This is a genomic window from Butyrivibrio sp. AC2005, from assembly GCF_000424145.1.
Classification (GTDB): Bacteria; Bacillota; Clostridia; order Lachnospirales; family Lachnospiraceae; genus Butyrivibrio.
On the sequence record NZ_AUJI01000044.1, the window covers coordinates 13,265 to 32,918 of the forward strand.

The following is a 19,654-nucleotide window of genomic DNA, read 5'->3' on the forward strand; positions in this document are numbered from 1 at the left end:
CCTGCTCCTTTACCAGTCAAGTTCTGCAGCTGTTTGCTTTACTTCATTTCTATAACTCTTTCTGATCACTCCATCCCTTAGCTTTACAACAAAATCGGCCATATTCTTTATGGCGTCGTTATGAGTGACCATGATTACTGTATTGCCATATTTCTGATTGACCTCCTCTATAAGAGCGAGTATTTCCTTTGAAGTATTGTAATCCAGCGCTCCTGTCGGTTCATCACATAACAAAATGTCAGGATTTTTTACTATGGCTCTGCCTATAGCGCATCTCTGCTGCTGTCCACCCGATAGCTGGCTTGGCAGTTTGTTCTGATGTTCCTTAAGCCCCAAAACTTCTATAATTTCATCAATATTAAGAGGTTTCCTGGACAGATACGCTCCGACCTCAATATTTTCTCTGACTGTAAGATTCGGAATGAGATTATACATCTGAAAAATATATCCCAGATGCTCCCTTCTGTAGGCAGTAAGCGCCTTTTCATCCATATCTGACATGCTTTTTTCTCTGATTATTATTTTGCCTGAATCGGCATTATCGATTCCCCCTATTATGTTAAGGAGGGTAGACTTTCCTGAACCTGACGGTCCAAGGAGAACAACAAATTCGCCTTTCTCTATTCCAAGACTAATATCCTTTAAGACCTCTATACGGCTACCACCCTCACCGTACGACTTTTTGATATTCTGTAATTCCAACTGCATTTTTTCAACTCCCCTTTATGATCAAGCCCCGGCTTTATGTGAGCTTAATCATATCAATTCTCTCAACTACGCCTATGTCTTCCAGCGCTTTTATCATACGATATACGGTAGCGGTACCTATGGATTTATCCCTGTTTCTGACAATACAGCATATATCCTTGCATGAAGCCCCATCATTCTCCGCAATAACATTCGCTACTACCATTCTTTGCTTGGTTATCCTCATACCGCTATCTCTTAATGCAGTAATTATCTGTTCATTACTCATAGTTTTGTCTCCGCCCATAGTAGTGTATTATTGTGCTTTGCATGAATTGTTAGCATTCGCTAACCCATATCTAAAAAATAAAAGCCCTCAATTAATGGGTTTTTTAGCACTCAAATATAAGCCCTATGCCATATACGTTAGCGCAGCGCAACGAATATTAGCAATTGCTAACATTTATACATAGGATATTCTTATTAAGAATAATTGTCAATATCTCTGACCATTTTGGGGAAACTTTTTATCAACGATTTCTTTGCTCTTTGTTTATATACATTTCCTGATCTGCTTTATTCAAGACAACTGCCGCTATATCCCCATTTTCTCTTTCACCTATTCCATATGCGAAATTTATGGGAAAATCCCCATATTTGACATAACACCGCCCTTCATCAAGAAGCTTCTGAGCTATTTTCGCTAATTCTTTTCCTGAATCCCTGGAAATAATACAAAACTCGTCCCCACCTATTCTGTAAAGCTTTCCATAGCCTTCAAAAGCCTCAGCCAGAGTCCGTGCCGTCGCATATATATATTTGTCTCCCATTTCATGTCCCATGGTATCGTTATAATGCTTCAATTCATTCATATCTATCATCATAATAGATTTATAGTTATCCTTTATATGAGCGATATATTTTTCATAAGCATTTCTGTTGGGAAGTCCCGTTATTACGTCCTTTTTGTTGTATAATTCAGCAACAGCCAGATACATAAGCAGATATGAAATGCCATACGCTACCCATAGTGTCTTTAGATCATAGTTTACCCATGATGCAATAAGTCCGATAAACATCGTAAGACCTACAAATGCGCCCAGGAAAATGTCTTCATAATCAGAGGACATCGCCATTACCATGTCTACCAGCATAATAATGAATGCTACAAAGCATAAAATGTGCATTATAATAGCCAGAGGTTCAAAATACATTACTTTGTCCTCATGTCTGAAAAGTATGGGAATAAAAATATTGACAATATCTATTACTGCAATAATCAGAATGACTAAAAGGCCGATATAATGCCTTACTCTCTTTCTCCTGTGGGTATATATGGTAAAAAATGTGCTTAGCCCAAGAGGAATCATAAGATAAACAATGCAAGTTATAAAATTGAGTATAAAATCTGTGTGTGAGGAATCAGGCCATTTATAGACAACAACATACCAAGACATGTCAAAGACATACAAAATGGCCAGTGCAGCGCCGGAAAAGAGCATGCCAAGCTTAACATCCCTTTTCATATGGACGTTATAATGAGCCAGAACAGCAACATAAATAACAATTGCTATTCCTATAATATCAGAAAATTCCACCCATTCCATGCCATGCCCTCATAAAACAGCAATCAGTTATTGGTCAGATCTGCTTTCACTAAGGTTATTTCTAAGATTCTCTATATCCTCATCGCTAAGGCCAATCTCCTTAAAAAACTCTTCCGCCTCTTTAGAAAGGTCAGCCGTCTTAAGATCATCTACGTTAAACATAGTCTGCAGAATAGCTACAATGTTTTTTTGTGCAATATCATCGTATCTCTTGTCTCCGGGTTTTATTCCGTAATAATTGTAATAGGTGACCATGTAATCGCTTACAATTTCATCATAGGTTGCTCCCATAAAGCATTCAAGAAGTGCAGAAGCTACTCCTGCGCGATTCTTTCCCTCTTTACAGTGAACGGCATAAGGACCTTTATTATTTGCAAAAAATACAAGCCCTTCAGCCATCTTCTTTCTGAATTCATCTGTATTAAAGGCAAGTCCCATATCAAGAGCTACAAAATTCGTCGTTGAATAATAGGTTTTAGCATATCCTTTAAATGATTTAGCCTTTTTCATGCTGTCAGCAAGATTCATTATTGTCACAACGCCCGCCTTCTCAATGGCCGCATCTGCATAGGTGCTGCGCTTATGCTTTGGATTTATAGGTGATGATGTTCTGTATAGAATATTTTTGCCCATTCCGGTTGTAGCAATCACCCTGAAGTTGGCAAACTCTTCATCACTAAGCTGAGGATAGTCAGAACGCTCATCTGTATATTTGAGCGCATCAGCAATCTCCTCCTGATACTCCTTATAATATCCCTGCTTTTCCTTAAGGGTTATGGTAAATTCAACCGGTCCTTCTATTCCCTTTTTATATGTCCATTCAAAAGAACCGTCGTCATGGGATGTTATGTCCGCTATATAGGTTGATGCAAAATCATCCATATTGATTGCCAGTTCCGCTGCATCTTTCTTAATGTGAAGCAATAATTCTCCCTGAGCAACCTCACCAAAATCGCGTACTACGGGCATCTGCAATTTTTGATCAAGAAAACTGACCTCTACCAAATCGCCATATTCTATTCCGGCGTTGTTTAAATCACTCTCTGAGACGATTTTATCTGTCATAAGTGTGAGATTGCCGTACTGTGATATATTCTCAAGATCGGAATATGCAACAAATGCCTTTGCGTCCTCTGCATTAGCGAATAACTGTCCTCTTAGACCGGCACATAATATCAGCGCTGTTACAATAGACAACACTATCCACTTCTTTTTTCCCATAATCTTTTTACCTCAGCTTCTTTACACGTACATAATGACCAATTTTAATGTTATACTTACATACTAATTTTAAGTCACAAGAGAAAACTCATTATAAAATATGTCTTAACAATCCATAAATAATCAGTATTTTCGCACTTTCTATCACAATTTGGGTAACACCCCTATGAAATAAAAAAACAGCCCTATCCCGGATTATTAAACCCGAAACAGAGCTGTATAATTACAGGCTATTAGTCTTTCTTAATATGCTCAGATATTGTCACCGGAAAGCCTGAGGGCGCAAAGAGCATTGTTGCCCTCGAAGAACTGGTATCTGTAACTTTATCTCCGCGAGGATTTACGAACCCATGAGCAATCAGGAAATCATAAGCTTCCTGGAAATTATCAACATTTATGCTCATGGATGTTATATCCTGAGGTATGGTCTCCGAACTGGCTATATTGATTCGATTTCCGTTGGCATCCTTCATAGCATAGTTTGTATTGTCTCCACCCTCGATATCAGTCTTAGTATGCTTCTTCTCAAAACCAAGATCCTCAAAAATCTTCATTACAGCCTCAGGATCCTTTGTTACAATTAACGGGCAAAAACCAGTAATTTTCATTGAATTACCTCCTGTCTGATTATTTTAAAATACACATTAAATAGTGCTCAATTCAACCTTTTAAATTATAAAATGGTATCTACGGCAATACAATTAACAAAGAATAAAGAAAACAGAAAAAATATCTGCTATAACAATCTTCCTTTTTCACCGGATTGAATCCTTTTGACCTTCTTAGAGGTTGTCTTATCAAACTCAGTATCCCGGAGTCTTAGTCTTAATATTCTTTTGGACTGTCCCACGAGACTTCCTACCGCCATACAGGCTGTCCCTGCAGCTGCAAGACCTCCCGCAACCTTTGAACGCTTCATATAATAACTCTTCCTTTCTCAAAAACCTGTTCATCAATTCTCGTGGAAAAACTGAACAGTTAATTTATTGTCATATTCCTATAGTTATTCTTCACTGATCCGTTCCAGGATGCCTTTATACCACCCAGACGCTCTCCCTTCACATAAAAACGGATACGCGAAAACAGCGGGATCCATGCTGCATCATCCTGAATTATCGTCTTTTCCAAATCCCTGTATTCCTTGATTCGTTCATCCTTATTCGTGATAGCACGGGCATCAGTAACCCTTTCCATGATATCCTCTCGCGGATAGCACAGGCTTCGGAAGGTCGTGTTACCCTTGTTGCCAAAAAAGGTATAGATGAAATTATCAGGATCATTATAATCCGCAGTCCAGGTTGCCTCGTAGCATGCAAGCTTTCCACTCTTTCTAAGCGTCATCCACTCGGATTCATCGATAACCTCAACCGTTGCCTTAACCCCGATTTTCTCCCACATTGAGGCAGCTAATTCCATCATCGACTTTTCCCACGAAGATGCAGAAGATTTAACACTTATAGCCATTTCGAAGCCATCTCCGTAGCCGGCTTCGGCAAGAAGCTTTGCCGCCTCATCCGGATCATAGGGAATCTCCGGTAAATCTTCATTGTATCCACTTAGACCATGGGGGAATATTCCCTGTTCAATCACGCCCCTGCCGTCTAAACACATATCCAAAAGCGCCTCTCTGTCTAATGCCAGCTGCAGAGCCTTCCTTACGGATACATCATTTAGCGGTTCTATTGATTCGTTGATAGCTATATACGTGATACCTACAGGATGTGCACGGAACAACCGATCTTTATAAGAATCATTAGCCAGATATTTATCTGCTACACTACCGATTCCGTCCAGATCCAAAACATCCAGTTCACCCTTATCAAATAATTCCGAAATCTCTTCACCATCAGACAAAAATCTCAGATTCAGACCTTCACACTTAGGAGCTCCGTTCCAGCAATCCTTATTGGCTTTAAGAAGCATCCCTTCTCCTTTATTCCATTTCCACAGAACAAAGGATCCTGTTCCGATTGCCCATTCCGGATCAGTTCCAAAACGGTCTCCCGCTTCAGTTGTTGTTTCCTCATCCATAATAGATGCCCCCGGCATTGACAGGCACGGTAAAAATGCGGCAAACGGTTCCTCTAAGGTAATGGAAAAATCAAGATCTCCCAGGACCTTAAACCCTTCAAGCTGATCTGTCTCTCCTGATTCCAATTTACCTGCACCTGCGATTACATCAACAATGTCCTGATTGCAGGAATCAGGATGAGTCAACAGTCTTGTAAATGAATACAACACATCAGAAGCTGTCAGCGGTGATCCGTTGCTGAAGGTTACACCCTCACGAAGATGGAAGGTATAGGTTAAACCATCATCCGATACTTCCCATTCCTTCGCCAGGGAAGGCAAAACAACCGCACTGCCGTGGGCGTTGCTTTCCATTTCCACAAGACGGTCGAAAACATTCTGGGCAATCGTATAGTGTATGGATGTACACTGGAAGTCCACTGTGTCCGGTTCTTCCTCAACAGCTATCAAAAACTTTGACTCGTCCGGCTCAGCACTTGCTGCCTCCTTCGAACTTTTGGCGTCATCGGTCGAAGATGAACACCCCGACATCAAAGCAGTAAAAAGAAAAATAGTTATCAGCAGGCACACGGATTTCTTGATTTTGTGGTTCATCATATTACCCACCTTTCTGTGAAAAACATTAATTCGCGGCTTTTGCCAATATAGCTTCCAGGTCATCCCTCGTCTTACGATAAAACTTAAGGAACTCCGGTGTATCACGTTTAATCATTTCTATATCATTTCCTTTTCCCGCAAATTCAAGCTCTTTAGCTCGTGCAGAAAAATCTTTCATGCCAATAGTCAAAGAAGCTCCCTTCAAAGCGTGAAGAGTGACCGTATAAAGTTCGATGTCCTCTTCTGCCACGCATTTTTCTATTATTTCTGCTTTTTCTTCAGTCGTGTTGACAAAAATTTCAAGCGCTTGCATGTAGATTTCACCGCTTCCGCAATATTCGACGCCCTCCTTCGGATCAAGCCATGTACAGTTGAAAGCCTCCTCCGGAATTCCCTCGTAGGGATTTTCTTCCTCAGCGTCGTTATCGGATGTTAATTCCACAGCATACTCAGGTAAATATTTGAGCAGTATATCATCCATTTCGGAGATATTTACCGGCTTAGAAAGATAGTCGGTAAATCCGGCATCGATCATACGCTCCCGCTCTCCCTGAATAGCGTTTGCAGTCAATGAGATTATTGGCGTAGCAGATGCCTTCTCCGGTTCCTTCTCTTTTATGATCTTCAGTGTCTCTACACCATTCATCTGTGGCATCCTATAATCCAGGAATACCATGTCATAGGAATGTGCACTAAACATCTCGATACATTCCGGTCCGTTGGTCGCTGTATCGATCTGTATCTGCGTCGGTTTCAGGAGCCCTTTGATAACTTCCAGATTCATGATCGTATCATCCACAACAAGGATATGACTGTTTGGAGCGATGAAGGAAAAACTATCACGCCGCGTATGATCCCGAGCGGATACCGTTTCCTCGTCAAGCCGGCCTATCTCTGTCGGATCCGCAATCTCCTGTTCCAGATTAAACGAGAATGTCGATCCCTTATTATAGACGCTCTTAACATCAATGTCGGTTCCCATCATGATAAGAAGCTTCCTTGTTATGGCAAGACCAAGCCCCGTTCCTTCGATGTTATAGGTCCTTTTAGTATCCAGCCTGTCAAACTTCTCAAAAAGCTTATGCATCTCCTCGTCTTTAATACCGATGCCGGTGTCTGAAACCGCAACATATATTTTCGCATTCTTTTCATCTTTATTCTTAAGAGATACAGTAAAGGTAACCGTACCTTTTTCTGTATACTTTATGGCATTGGTAAGCAGATTGGTTATTACCTGCTTTAGACGAAGCACATCCCCGATAAGCTCTGTGGGAAGATGCGGATCGATATCGAGTCGCATGCTCAGTCCTTTATCAGCTGCACGGAGCTGTAGCATAGTATAAAGATCTCCAATAAGGTTCCTCACGGCATACGATGCAGGTATGAGTTCCATTTTTCCTGCCTCAATCTTGGAGAAATCCAGAATATCATTGATAATACCCAGAAGATTGTTACCCGCTATACGGATATTATCACTATATCTGAGAATATTCTCATCCTCGGTTTCCCTGCAGATGAGCTCATTCATTCCAAGCACTGTCGTAATAGGTGTCCTAATCTCATGACTCATATTGGATAGGAATGAAGTCTTGGCCTTATTTGCCTGTTCTGATTCAGCCAGGGCATGGATCTCATTCTGAAGGTTACTTACCAGATTTGAAAAGGTTTGTGTCAGTACACCAACCTCATCATTTCCTTTGTAACTAAGTTCAATATTATAATCCCCTTTGTCCACCTGTCTGGTGGCTTTTGTCAATTCCTCAAGAGGTTTCGTCAGTTGCAAAGTAAACCTGCTCATAATGACACCAAGAATGATCAATGAAAGAATGGATACTATCACTATATGTACTACCATTGACTTCCATATTCTGTTGACCTCAGATAATGGTACCGATACATTAAGACGCATCCCATTCTCTAGCGGAAGCCCCACTCCAAGCTTTTCTACTCCATCAATTTTGTATTGAAAATGACTTTCATCAGTTATAAGCTCCGGGGGAACATCCGGCACACTCATATCCGTCAGTATGGTCGCATCAATATAAGGATGATATATCAGATTACCATCCATATCCGAGATAAAGGCGTAACCGTTATCATACAATGTAATATGCTTAACTTCCGCTGACATAAGTGAGTAGTCAATCTCAGCACCTATTACCCCGATAAACTCGGAATTCCAATAAATCGGGACATTATAGGATATAACACGCACATCAATGCTATCTGTAATGTATGGTGAGAGCCATGCCGGATGCCCGGTAGCCTTCGGAACAGTGAACCACTGAAGTTCACTGGTATCGTTGGTATCATAAAGCGTAATATCCGTCACCTCGTGTTCTGTAAATCCATCCCCGTCAAGGTTGGTATACCAGAACCCCTTGATTTTCTTTGATACCTCAGGATCAATCCGATAATAATACGTCAAAACACCATTTGATTTAGACATGATCTTATCAAATGCGATACGCATACGCTCTATGTGTGCCTTTAACTCATCGGGCTTCGTTACCTCCAGATCCGCATTTGTGAGTTCTTCCAGCTTCGTCACAGAATGTTCCGCACTTTCAAAGTAGGCATTCAGATTCTTCTGTCCGGTCTCGCACAATATATACAGCATTTGATCCGCATCGTTGTTACCAAGTCTGTTGATGTCAAAAACTGCGATTACGCTGACTATGCTAACTGCTATGACAATGGCACACACTGTCAGCAGTGTATATTTTGTTCGTATTGACTTCACGCTGATCAATCCTTTCCGCAATGTATACATTACCAGGAAAAAACATTGGAAGAGCGTCCAAACAACAGCTTCCCTAATATCAATATTATCAATATTAAAAAAAAAATTGTCTTAAATTGTCTTAAATATGTATAAACAATTTAGTCAAAATGAATCCTTTTCCCAAACAAATGATAAAATATCACTATTAAATGATTTCTTAGGAGGGTATAACATGATCAGAAAGTATATGTGGATGCTAATTCTAATAGCAGTCCTTGCCCTTAGCGGCTGCGGAAAATCCGGAAGTAAGAATGATACTGTTCATCTTGCGCTTAGCGCGGATATCGTCACTATGGATTCCCACAAAACAACCAATGACTACATCGTACCCATGAACGTGTTTGACACGCTCTTTTCCTTAAAGAAGAATGATGATGGCTCTACAAGAATAGATAATAGTCTTGTGGAAAAATACGAGCTTTCAGATGATGCACTGACTTATCACTTTACATTAAGAGACGGTGTTGTATTTTCAGATGGTACTCCTCTGACAGCACAGGATGTGAAGTTCACCTTCGAGCGTATTTTAAAGCTTCCTGACAGTGCCCAGACAGATTGCGTCATAATAATTGATGGTGCACAGGATATGCTTGATGGCAAGGCTGATTCCCTTCGCGGCATCACAGTAGAGGATGATAAAAATTTCTCCATAACGCTTACTGCACCTTTTTCAGGCTTCACTTCTCTTTTGGCCACTCCTGCCATGGTTATTTATTCTGAAAAAAACGTCACTGAGGCCGGAGATGATTTTGGCATGGTTCCGGGAAAAACAATAGGCTCCGGACCATACATAATAAAAGAATGGACCAGAGGAAGCGGACTAGTCTTCGAATATAATCCTCGCTACTGGGGTCCTGAGCCGTCAGTAAAAAAGGTTGATATGAAGGTCATGGAGCCTCAGGCCATGGATCTGGCCTTCCAGAAGGGCGATCTGGATATTCTTGATTGTCTCTTCCTTGACTCAGCCATCGTTAATTCCACCTATAAAACAGATACATACAAGGATCGTATCGTTTCTGTAGACCGACTGGGCCAGAATTTCATTTTAATGAATGAAAATATCGAGCCTTTAGGAAATGTTCAGGTAAGAAAAGCAATTCAGCAGGCCATTAACCGTGAATCCATCCTCAATTCTATTTTCGCCGGCGACGGAAAGCTTGAAGATGGTATTTTCCCCACAGGATGCGTTGGTTACAGTAAAAACAATCAGGGCTGGCTTAAGTATGATCCCGATAACGCAAAAAAACTCCTTGCAGATGCAGGATATGCAGATGGCTTTGATCTGGAAATATGCCTTGATTCAACAGCAAACGACTCCATAAAAAACGCTGTTCAGGTAATCTCAGAAAACCTTAAAGCTGTCGGTATAAATGCCAGCATCAGGTCAATTGATCATGCAAGTTACTTAGATCTTAGAAACAGTGGTGAGATGCCTTGTTTTTGGGCATTTTGGCTCCTTGATTACAATGATCCGGACAATATCATTTATACCTTTTTCGGAAGTAAGGATAATGTAAAGCTCCGCTCACTAAACTACAGTGATGACTCTGTAATACAACGCGTTGCTGCTGCAAAAACAATTGGAAAAGAGGCTGACAGATTAGCGGAGTATGAAGCTCTGGAAAAGAAAATCCTTCAGGATGATGCAGCCTGCGTACCTATGTTTTCTACAAAACATCTCTTTGTCATAAGTGACAGAGTGGAAACCTTTATTCCCCATTGGGCAGGCTGGAGTGACATATACTTTGATCAGATCACATTGAAATAAAGGAGGCTTTATTTTGAAGGAACTTCCAAAACGATTATTGGGCATAATCATCGTTATGATTCTGGTTATTGCACTGATATTTGTCATGCTCAGAATCATTCCGGGAGATCCTGCCTCCGTTTTATTAAATGAGCATGTCAGTCAGGCAAATATTGACAGACTGACTAAGTCCATGGGTCTTGATAAGAGTCTTCCGGAACAGTTCTTTGGCTATCTTGGCGGCGTCTTAAGAGGTGATCTGGGGCAAAGCTATTATATGCAGCAACCGGTATCATCCCTGATTTTACAAGCTTTCCCATATACTATAAGGTTGACGCTTTTGTCCATAGTATTTGCATGGACAATGGGAATTGTTTCCGGTATCTTCTCTGCCATGTATAATGACCATTTCCCTGATTATCTGTTCCGAGGGACCGCTCTTTTAGGAATATCTGTCCCGGTATTTATGGTGGCTCTATTCCTGCAGTATTTATTTTATTATCGCCTTTCTCTTCTGCCTCTTGTATATGACGGAAGTATTGTTTCTATGATTCTGCCCGCAATTGCTCTTGGCTGGAACAGTGCAGGAAGTGTTGCCAGGCTCATGCGTTCCAGTCTCATGGATGAACTGGATGCAAACTACATGGACACAGCAAGGGCAAAGGGTCTCATCTACAAAAAAGCTGTTATATTCCATGCGTTTAAAAATGCAATTCTGCCCGTTATCACAATGATGGCACTACAGCTCGCCGAGATGCTGTCCGGAGCAGTTATCACAGAGAGCGTGTTCAGCATTCCGGGGTTGGGAAAGCTAGCTCTTACTGCACTGCAGACAAGAGACATGCCTCTTTTGCAGGGCACAGTCCTGTTCACGGCTTTTCTAATCGCAGTGGGCGGTATTCTGGCCGATTTCATCAATACACTTCTTAATCCGAGGTTAAGGTTAGGATGATTAAATTACTCAGACAAAACAAAACTGCCCTGATATCAGGTGCTGTCATATTGGTTGTCATCATTCTGTCTACACTGGCGCCTCTTTTGTCCAAATATAGTGAGACAAGCCAGGATTTGGCACACAGACTGATGGCACCGGGAAACGGCCATCTCTTTGGGACCGATGAGCTGGGACGGGATGTACTCACCAGGATTCTCTATGGGACACGTGTTTCTCTTTTTATCGCTCTGTTACCAACCGCCCTGGCTGTAGTTGTCGGAACCTTTGCCGGTGTATGCTCTGCTTTGTTCAATGGTGTGATTGACTTTGCCATAATGCGGTTTGCAGATGTAATGCTGTCAATCCCGGGAATGCTTCTTTCAATGGTTGTCTTATACACCTTCGGTGGTTCACTCTCCTCCGTTGTAATCGCGCTGATTCTGATCGAATGGGGTGGAATTGCCCGAGTTGTCAGGACCAGAGCATTGGAGATTTACCAAAAAGAATATATTGAAGCTGCTATCATAACCGGTGCAGGACAAGGCCGCATAATTTTTTTCCATATCATCCCGAATCTTATTCCTACACTTATTGTACTTTTTACTCTTAACATACCCTCTTCAATTCTTGCAGAAAGCACACTAAGCTTTTTAGGTATCGGTATTCAGCCTCCACAGGTATCACTTGGTCTCATGACAGGTTATTCACGTCAGTATCTTTTTCAGATGCCCTGGCTTTCACTTGCTCCTTCAGGCATGGTCATGCTGCTGGTACTTTCTTTTAATTTTTTGGGAGATGCCATAAGAGATATCCTTGATCCGAAAAGGAGGCAGCTATGAGTGATTTTTTACTTAAAATCAGTAATCTTACTGTTTCTGTAACCAGAAACAAACAGGATATTCCTATTGTAAAGGGAATAGATATGGATATTCCGCGTGGTAAGATAGTAGGTCTTGTCGGAGAATCAGGCTGCGGCAAAAGCATGACCGCAAAATCCATTATGGGTATTCTCCCACGCTCTGCTCATATGAATGGAAGCATACTCTGGAATGATCCGGACGGTTCACAGACTGAGATTACAGGATTAAAAGAAAAAGAACTGCGCAAAATGTGCGGCCCCAAGATAGGTATGGTATTCCAGGAGCCCATGACATCCTTAAATCCCATGATGAAAATAGGTGATCAGGTAGCCGAGGTTCTCTTTATACATAAACTTGTGAAAAATCGTTCCGAAGCAAAAGAAAAAGTAATACGAACCCTTGGAGAAGTGGGAATACCGGAACCTGAGCGCCACTACAATTCCTACCCTCACAGGATTTCGGGAGGAATGAGACAGAGAGTCATGATTGCCATGGCTGTGATCTGTGAACCAAGCCTACTTATCGCGGATGAACCGACAACTGCTCTGGATGTAACAATAGAGGCTCAGATTCTGAAACTGATACGTCACATGTGCGAAACCCATAATATGAGCGCTCTTGTGATCACGCACAATATGGGTGTTGTCTCCACGCTTTGTGACAAAGTATATGTAATGTATATGGGACGAATCCTGGAAAGAGCGCCGGTGGATCAGCTGTTTAAAACACCTATACACCCCTACACAAGAGGTCTCCTATCTTCCATTCCAAGGATTCATGCAAATCCCGAATATCTGGCGACTATCCCCGGAAACACCCCGGAATTCGGAAAAGAAACCGTCGGATGCGATTTTTGTCTAAGATGCAGTGATGATCAGCGTCGCTGCTTTTTTGAGAAGCCTAAAGAGGCAGAGATTGAAAAGGATCATTTCGTCAGCTGCTTTAGTGCAAATAACAGGAGTAAATAAACCATGAGTGAACAGGTACTTATATCTGCACGCAACGTTACAAAAAGCTTCCCTTTGCCCAATAAAAAACGTCGAATCGTTGTAAATAACCTAAGTCTTGATATGTTCAAAGGAGAAACGCTTTCTCTTGTCGGAGAATCAGGCTGCGGAAAAAGCACTCTGGCAAGGCTTATTATGCGACTGACCAGCCCGGATCAGGGCGAAATTCTCTATGACGGGGTTAATATTGCCGGCTTATCAGGATCGGCTCTAAAGCCATATCGCCGAAAGATGCAGATGGTCTTTCAGGATCCTGCATCATCTCTTGATCCTCGCATGAAGGTAAGAGACATAATTGCAGAGCCTCTTAAGGTATGGCATATCTGTAATAACAAAAAGGAAATTGAGAGACGCGTTATGGAGCTTCTCGAGATGGTAGAACTAAAAGAAAGCGCCATAGACAGATATCCTCATGAATTCTCCGGCGGTCAGAAGCAGCGTATTGGCATAGCAAGAGCCATAGCAATAAATCCGGAGCTCCTCATATGTGATGAATCCGTATCCGCGCTGGATGTTTCCGTACAGGCTCAGATTCTTAATCTTTTAAAGCGCCTGAAAAGGGATTTGGGACTTTCCTGCCTTTTCATCAGTCATGACCTGTCAGTTGTAAATTTCATCTCCGACAGAGTCTGTGTAATGAATGACGGAAACATCTGCGAAATTGCTGACGCCGAAAGTATCTATGCTAATCCGTCACATGAATATACAAGATATCTCCTCTCCGCTATCCCTCATATAAAGTATGCCGAATGACCACACATTCACTCAAAGAGCGGGACTATTTTGTATGTTCTGCAATCCACAATTCCTCTATTTGTCAGCCTGATTTCCGGAATGCATGCAAGTGAAACAAACGCCATGACCATAAAGGGCGAATGTATATTGCATCCCATTTCCTTCCACGCTACAATAAGAGCGCTAGTCTGCTCAGCTACTTCCTCCACATGAAGGTCGCTCATAAGCCCCGCAATAGGAAGAGGTACATTAGCCAGAACTTTCCCATTCAAAACTGCACACATACCGCCTCCACATTCTATAAGCGTATTAGCAGCCAGCGTCATATCCGAATCATTAACACCTGCAACTATCAGATTATGGGCATCATGTGAAAAAGTCTGCGCCATAGCTCCTTTTTTCAAACCTAGTCCATTAACAAAACCTGTTCCTTTTGTCCCTGTCCCGTGATGTCTCTCAAATACAACAAATTTAACAATATCCTGATCTAAATCTGCATGGACAATGCCATTATCTACAGAAAGATTAACAAACTTTTCCACAGTCCCTATATGTGACTGTGTGACTTCTATTACGCGGGTATTGATCGTGCTATCCGTGGTATGCTCCTCCGGTACCTTCACGATAAAATCTGCATCGGTAAGCTTTTTTCCAACATGTATAGAATTATAAAAAGCCTTCGGGAAATCGGGCTTTTCTAATTCTACTGTCAGCTCCCCATCCTCAGCTACAATATCTCCATCAATAATTGTTCTTGTCACCCGTATATCCCGTAAATCATCGAAGAATACGATATCTGCACATTTTCCCGGAGTGATACTGCCAATCTCATTCTCCATTCTAAAACATGTCGCTGTATTGATAGTGACAAACTGGATAGCTTTAACCGGATCTAATCCTTCTTCAATAGTACGCCTCAATACATGATCTATATGTCCGTCTCTGCTAAGAGTTCGCGGATTAATATCATCTGTTACAAGGCACGCGTAGCGATCATCAATGTTATTATCAAGAATTGCATGTATTAAAACCGGCATATCATGCCATGCGCTGCCATATCTCATCTGGACGTACATTCCACGACGCATTTTTTCAAGCATGTCCTGCGCCTTTGATGTCTCGTGACAACACCTTGCTCCTGCCGCAATATATGCATTTAAATCTGCTCCTGCCCCGGATTCCGGAAAATGGCCTGTTATTATCTGATCTGCTTTCAGTGTCTCAGCAAGTATTGCATGCACCGATTCTTTCCCACTTATTACCCCGGGAAAATTCATCATCTCTCCAAGTCCCATCACCCCGTCCCACGACAACATCTCACTAACGTCCTCGGAATTAATCGACGCTCCTGCATCCTCAAATCCCGGCACTGCGGGAACGCATGATGGGACATTTATTATCGCCTTAAGTGGCGTAAGTTCGGCATCCCTGATCATTGCCTTAACACCGTCCTTACCATACACATTGCCTATTTCATGTGGGTCTGCAAATATCGTTGTCGTCCCATGGGGTATAACTACCCGACTATATTCACCGATAGTTACCAGCGAAGATTCTATATGCATATGACCATCTATAAATCCTGGGGCAATATACTGACCATTTGCATCAATCACCTTTGTATCAGATCCTATACATTCTCCCGCATCACCCACCAGCGCAATTCTTCCCTCTGCTATCGCCACATCCATATGTTCCTGGACTTCAGCGGTGCAGACGTTAACAAGCCTGGCATTCTTTATAACAAGATCTGCCTTCTCTACTCCGGTCGCTACAAGAGCCAGACGACGCGTCACCTCATATAATGGTCTTTTACAAAATGTGTTTGGCATATTTCATTCTCCTGGCGAATAATTACCATACTTATCCTGCTTTTATAAGCACAAACAATATCCCATCTATAATTATATATTATTGATATGAAAATATGATAAAAACCATGTGAAAAAAATGATAAAAACTCAAACTAATGTATCTTTTCGGAGTATGTTATACTTAAAAGATACACTGACTTGTTTTTGAGCATTAACAGAACTCAGCTTTGTGATTATTTTTATAGGTGATTTTTATGGAAAAAGAAATATTTAACCAGGAACAGGAACATTTGACAAAGACCTACGACAAGCTCCTTGATATGAAAAAGGAGCTTGAAGATCAAATCCATGCACTTGATGAAAAAGCATTGGATGATAAAAATGACATAAGAGATAACATCCGTTTCGATTATGCTGATATCGAAACCACTATGGAAACTCTGGCTGAAATTGAAGTATGGAACCGCTATATCGACACTTATAACGTCGAGAGCAATTCCCTGGGTCAGCGTCTTAACAGTGTGAACAAGCTTCTGGAATCTCCGTATTTTGCCAAGATTCAGCTGCAGTTCGACCCTTCTGAGGAGCCTGAAAGTTATTATATCGGACGAGCTGCCATCTCAGAAAACCGCTATGACCAGATGGTAGTCGACTGGAGATCTCCAATCGCCGAAGTTTACTACAATCAGGAGACCGGTCATACACACTACACAGTCGAGGACAGAGAGATTCCGGTGGATCTACAGCTGCGTCGCCAGTTTGATTTGCAGAAAAATAAGCTCATAGCATATTTTGATACACAGATAGCCATTGAAGATCCGCTTTTGCTGCAGTCCCTGTCCCAGACACACTCTGACAAAATGCAGGCGATAACCGCCACTATTCAGAAGGAACAAAATACGGTTATCCGTTACCCTGATGTGCCTGTTTTGCTTGTAAACGGTATTGCCGGTAGTGGAAAAACCTCTGTCTTGCTGCAGAGAATCGCATATCTTTTTTATCAGAAGAGAACTTCCCTTCGTCCGGATCAGGTGTGCCTTATGACACTGAATCCGGTTTTCCGCGAGTATATAGACAATGTTCTTCCTGATATGGGTGAAACCAATCCTCTTACTCTAACCTGGGGCGAGTTTTTGGATATGTGTGATGTACCGTTTACCGATAATGAATATGACTACACAGAGGCTGAAAATCTCCAGAAAATACATGATGTTCTTCCATCATTGACTCCTGAAGTCAACTTTTTTAATGATATTTCTCAAAAGGGAAACCTTGTCATTTCCAGAAAAGAAGTGCTTTCTACCGTGAATAAATTCAGGAAATTCCCTATGGGAATAAGACTGATCCAGACTGTATCCGATGAACTTGAACAGAGAGCAAAAAATGCCCTCCGCAACATGGATCACGATGAGGATAATGCTTCCGGCGGCACTTCCAAGTCCGATGCTGCAGAAAATAACCGCCTCGAGAATGACTTTGGCGGTGCCCTCAGCAATATCCGACACTGCGGATGGGTTAATCCCCTTCGTGTTGCGCAGAAAATCCTTGGCAAAAAGCGCATAACACCCGCCGAGTGGCTCTTCACAAAGATGGAGCTTACCGGTGAATGTGATCGCAACATGCGCTATGTTATGGTGGACGAAATCCAGGATTACACCAAGGCTCAGATGATGGTATTTAGCAAGTATTTCCCCAATGCCAGGTTTATGCTCCTGGGTGATGAATTCCAGGCCATTCGTGAAGGCACAATATCCTTTGCAGAGATTAAAGAGATGGCCAAGACTGATAAAAAGAGGTTTGTTACTCTCTCACTCATGACAAGCTACCGCAGCTCACCGGAAATTACAGATGTATTTGCGTCTATTCTGCCGAAAGAAAAGAAAATGCAGGTATCCTCTGTCAAGCGCCCCGGCGAACCTGTATACATGAAAGCCTGCAGTTCCGATGAGGAATATACCGATGAGCTAAAGAGGCTGATAAAGGAATTTGAACAGAAGGATGGTCTTACTGCCATAATCTGCAGAAATCAGATAAACCTGGAACGCATAGCCGCTTCTCTCGGGGATGCTGCGCCTGCGATAATAACAGGACATGATGCGCTTCCAAAGAGCGGCGCATTCCTGCTTGAGCTTGCGCTGGCTAAGGGCCTTGAGTTTGACAACGTAATCCTTGCAGACGCTGATGCAAAAACTTATCCTGATGATGAGCTTGGAAAACACTGCCTGTATACTGCAATATCGCGTGCCACAAGGCATCTGGCAATATTGGCCGATGGAGCTGCCTTGCCGGCTTCCATATCATGCTAATTTGTATATTTGCTAATAGAGTGTCATTCCGGCTTTGTGACCTCCGACCTGCCCATTACGGGCTATGGTATTTGCAGCCTCATACAAATCCATTCCTTTAATAATGGCATTTTTCCCGTAGCGGGACTTGATTTCATTTACTGATTGCAGTATTTTTCGGTCTTTTTCCATAATAACGGGATCAATGAAAAAGCTGTACTGTTCAAAACATTCATCAACCACGGAATTGGCACTTATAATAACCCTGCGTATAGGCACATTGCGTCTGGTACTTCTGTAGTACAGCTGGACATATGCATCCATTAAAATACGGCAGGAATTGGTCGTCACCTGAAGATTAGTACTTGCTCCGGTTGCAGGAAAAGACTCAGCACTATAGCCTATATAGAGAGAAATGTTGCTGCTGACCACGTGCGCTGCGACCATATTAAGTGACAGCTCGTCTGACATTTCCTTTACAATAATAAGCGCCTCTTCAAAGTTATAATCACGCATAAGCACCTGCCCGCAGGAAAGGGATTGCGATCTGGATTTATAATTCTTAATATCCTGCATTGTGCAGGGTTCCCTCCCCCATGAATGATCTATCATGTACTCTGCAATAACTCCAAATTGCTTATACAATAATTTTTCAGGAAAATGTGCTATATCACTCTGATTACATATACCAAGTGAATTAAGCCGCCGCTGGGTACCGGGACCGATTCGCCAGAAATCCGTAAGTGGTCTGTGTAGCCATAGCTTCTGCTGAAAGGACTCTTCTGTCAGTTCAGCTATGAAATCCGGAGAATGCTTAGCAAGAATATCCAGGGCCACCTTGGCAAGATACAGATTTGTACCAATGCCACAGGTAGCCCTTAGTCCCAGCTTATCCCTTATATCATTCATAATCCTGAGCGCCAGGTCATGACCCGATAATCCATATAACCCCAAATAATTACTAACATCAAGAAAAGACTCATCTATTGAGTAGACGTGTATGTCCTCTTTTGCAACGTAACTAAGATATATCTCGTAAATATCGGCAGATATGTCTATATACCGCTTCATACGTGGCGGTGCCACTATGTAATTAAGATGTTTTGGAATCTCATATATCCTGCATCGGTTCTTAATTCCAAGCGCCTTCATGGCTGGTGTGATGGCAAGGCATATTGTTCCCTTACTTCGCTCCTTATCAGCAACTGCAAGCAGGGCAGTCATGGGATCCAGCCCCCGGTCAGCGCATTCCACACTGGCATAAAAGCTTTTCAGGTCAATTATGAAATAGCAGCGCTGAATTGGTCTGATTATATGTGGTTTTATCTTATAATTGTTCTCCAT

The 19,654-nt window shown here is 42.0% G+C and carries 16 protein-coding genes; 6 read left to right on the plus strand and 10 right to left on the minus strand.

Annotation, left to right across the window (positions count from 1 at the left end):
- Positions 1 to 9: 9 nt before the first annotated feature.
- The 8 genes from G602_RS0113045 to G602_RS29005 all read right to left on the minus strand — a co-directional run bounded on the left by G602_RS0113045 (position 10) and on the right by G602_RS29005 (position 8,886).
- Positions 10 to 708: an ABC transporter ATP-binding protein gene (locus G602_RS0113045; RefSeq protein ID WP_026659425.1), complete on the minus strand. Its 699-nt coding sequence runs from the start codon at positions 706 to 708 to the stop codon at positions 10 to 12.
- Positions 709 to 742: 34 nt separating this feature from the next.
- Positions 743 to 976, minus strand: a complete 234-nt coding sequence (locus tag G602_RS0113050) for a Fur family transcriptional regulator (RefSeq protein ID WP_044932062.1) — start codon at positions 974 to 976, stop codon at positions 743 to 745.
- Between the two features lie 241 nt (positions 977 to 1,217).
- Positions 1,218 to 2,294 carry a GGDEF domain-containing protein gene (locus G602_RS0113055; protein ID WP_026659427.1) on the minus strand — a complete coding sequence of 359 codons (1,077 nt, stop codon included), beginning with the start codon at positions 2,292 to 2,294 and terminating at the stop codon, positions 1,218 to 1,220.
- A gap of 27 nt (positions 2,295 to 2,321) precedes the next feature.
- Complete coding sequence (locus tag G602_RS0113060) at positions 2,322 to 3,515, minus strand: tyrosine-protein phosphatase (RefSeq protein WP_026659429.1); 1,194 nt, start codon at positions 3,513 to 3,515, stop codon at positions 2,322 to 2,324.
- 233 nt (positions 3,516 to 3,748) lie between these two features.
- A complete protein-coding gene (locus G602_RS0113065) occupies positions 3,749 to 4,123 on the minus strand; it encodes a VOC family protein (RefSeq protein ID WP_026659433.1) in 375 nt (124 codons plus the stop codon).
- Positions 4,124 to 4,251: 128 nt separating this feature from the next.
- Entirely contained in the window at positions 4,252 to 4,434 is a 183-nt protein-coding gene (locus tag G602_RS0113070; RefSeq protein ID WP_026659434.1) for a hypothetical protein, read from the minus strand.
- A 59-nt stretch (positions 4,435 to 4,493) separates the two neighbouring features.
- Positions 4,494 to 6,143, minus strand: coding sequence for an ABC transporter substrate-binding protein (locus tag G602_RS0113075; RefSeq protein WP_196808671.1), 1,650 nt, complete (start codon positions 6,141 to 6,143; stop codon positions 4,494 to 4,496).
- A gap of 25 nt (positions 6,144 to 6,168) precedes the next feature.
- Positions 6,169 to 8,886 (minus strand): hybrid sensor histidine kinase/response regulator, encoded by a 2,718-nt coding sequence (locus G602_RS29005; RefSeq protein ID WP_049945218.1) that lies wholly within the window; start codon positions 8,884 to 8,886, stop codon positions 6,169 to 6,171.
- Between the two features lie 214 nt (positions 8,887 to 9,100).
- Here G602_RS29005 and G602_RS0113090 point away from each other — a divergent pair, with 214 nt between their 5' ends.
- From G602_RS0113090 to G602_RS26550, 5 genes are read left to right on the plus strand one after another with little or no spacing between them, the layout of a single operon-like run.
- On the plus strand, positions 9,101 to 10,696 hold the full coding sequence (locus G602_RS0113090; RefSeq protein WP_026659436.1) for an ABC transporter substrate-binding protein: 1,596 nt from the start codon (positions 9,101 to 9,103) through the stop codon (positions 10,694 to 10,696).
- Positions 10,697 to 10,709: 13 nt separating this feature from the next.
- Complete coding sequence (locus tag G602_RS0113095; RefSeq protein ID WP_242835601.1) at positions 10,710 to 11,627, plus strand: ABC transporter permease; 918 nt, start codon at positions 10,710 to 10,712, stop codon at positions 11,625 to 11,627.
- Entirely contained in the window at positions 11,624 to 12,448 is an 825-nt protein-coding gene (locus tag G602_RS26545; protein ID WP_081676004.1) for an ABC transporter permease, read from the plus strand. Before G602_RS0113095 ends, G602_RS26545 begins: the two co-directional genes overlap by 4 nt.
- Positions 12,445 to 13,437: an ABC transporter ATP-binding protein gene (locus tag G602_RS0113105; RefSeq protein ID WP_026659438.1), complete on the plus strand. Its 993-nt coding sequence runs from the start codon at positions 12,445 to 12,447 to the stop codon at positions 13,435 to 13,437. The genes G602_RS26545 and G602_RS0113105 overlap by 4 nt, the downstream gene beginning before the upstream one ends.
- Before the next feature lie 3 nt (positions 13,438 to 13,440).
- Positions 13,441 to 14,229: an ATP-binding cassette domain-containing protein gene (locus G602_RS26550; protein WP_049945219.1), complete on the plus strand. Its 789-nt coding sequence runs from the start codon at positions 13,441 to 13,443 to the stop codon at positions 14,227 to 14,229.
- 8 nt (positions 14,230 to 14,237) lie between these two features.
- Here G602_RS26550 and ade read toward each other — a convergent pair whose 3' ends face one another.
- Positions 14,238 to 16,043, minus strand: a complete 1,806-nt coding sequence (ade, locus tag G602_RS0113115; RefSeq protein ID WP_026659440.1) for an adenine deaminase — start codon at positions 16,041 to 16,043, stop codon at positions 14,238 to 14,240.
- Between the two features lie 236 nt (positions 16,044 to 16,279).
- On the opposite strand from ade, the gene G602_RS0113120 reads away from it, so the two are divergent.
- A complete protein-coding gene (locus tag G602_RS0113120) occupies positions 16,280 to 18,331 on the plus strand; it encodes a HelD family protein (RefSeq protein ID WP_044932065.1) in 2,052 nt (683 codons plus the stop codon).
- Between the two features lie 12 nt (positions 18,332 to 18,343).
- Here the strand turns inward: G602_RS0113120 and G602_RS0113125 are convergent, their stop codons facing one another.
- A complete protein-coding gene (locus G602_RS0113125; RefSeq protein WP_044932066.1) occupies positions 18,344 to 19,654 on the minus strand; it encodes a Y-family DNA polymerase in 1,311 nt (436 codons plus the stop codon).